The organism is Arthrobacter sp. Bi26, from assembly GCF_918697925.1.
Classification (GTDB): Bacteria; Actinomycetota; Actinomycetes; order Actinomycetales; family Micrococcaceae; genus Arthrobacter.
The window spans coordinates 1-1,224 of sequence record NZ_CAKKMF010000210.1 but is presented as its reverse complement, the minus strand read 5'-3'; the positions used below and the strand labels follow the sequence as shown (position 1 = coordinate 1,224).

The window sequence follows — 1,224 nt, the reverse complement described above, 5'->3', positions numbered from 1 at the left end:
GGGAGTGTCCGGGTGGGCTCCGCTTGGACGGGCCCCGGCAGGGACCCGGGGGAAACGAGGGCGGTCCGGAAGGCAGCCTCGAGTTCGGCGGCCGAGGGGCGGTCCAACGGGTCGAGGACTGTCATGGCCTGGATTAGCTGTGCCCACTCCTCGGGCACGGCGTCCGGGATGACGGGTGCGCGGTGCAAACGGGCCACGGCGGATTCGACGGCGCTTCCCGGGTACTCCACATCGCCCTTGAGGCATTCGAGCAGGACCAGGCCCAGGGAGTAGATGTCACTCGCTGGTCCGAGATCGGCGCCGCGGGCCTGTTCCGGACTGAGATAGGCGGCCGTTCCCACCAGGGTTCCCGTGGACGTAAGCCGTGTCCCATCGATGATCCGGGCAATGCCGAAGTCTGTGAGCTTGGGCCGAAGCGGCTCGCCTGGCCGGACCGGCACCAGGAGGATGTTGGCGGGTTTGATGTCCCGGTGGACGATGCCGAGCCCGTGGACGTAAGCGAGGGCGTCGGCTATCCCTGCGCCGACCACGGCCAACTCGTCCAGCGGCAGGGGACTGTGGCGGATCCGGGTCCGCAGATCCTGGCCGTCTACGAGTTCCATGGTCAGGAAGGGCCGGGGTTCGTCGGGAACCCGGGTGTCCGTCCCGACGTCGAACAGCGTCACCAGGCTTGGATGGCTCAGGGTTGCCAGCAGTTGGATCTCTGCCTCCTGGCGGCGAAGCTCGTCAGGATCAGCTGATTGAGGCGCGAAGAGTTTTAGGGCAACGTCCCGGCCAAGATTCAGGTCCTTGGCAGCGTAGACCGACGCCATGCCGCCCCGGCCAATCAACTCCCCCAGCTGATAGCGGCCACCCAGGGGCTCCGCCGTGACGCTGTTGGGCGAACTGTCCACGATTTCCCCATACCTTCCGTGTGCGCACCGGCGGCGCTCCTAAAGAATGATACGGGGGACGGGTATGCGCTTCTGTTCAGTGCAGCAGATCTGTTCAGTGCAGCAGATCAGTTCGATGCGGCAGATGTGTTCAGGCAGCAGATTTGCTCACTGCGGCAAAGGCGCCGGTCCCTGTATTGAAGCGCATTACGTGACGTACTTATTGACGGTCCGCTCATCCGCGGGTGCCCGTCCGCCGGAGCCGGAGCATGCCGTTGGGTCCCCCAGCGGACCCAACGACCTCGCTCCGGCGGTTACAGCACCTTGATGGGAGCGGTGGCATGCGTTAGGG

Annotated in this window: 1 protein-coding gene; it reads right to left on the bottom strand. The window is 65.7% G+C overall.

Going from position 1 to position 1,224, the window contains the following annotated elements; translation table 11 throughout:
- On the bottom strand, positions 1-896 hold an 896-nt coding region (locus LQV16_RS23485; protein WP_229996230.1), incomplete at its 3' end, for a serine/threonine-protein kinase.
- Between the last annotated feature and the right edge of the window lie 328 nt (positions 897-1,224).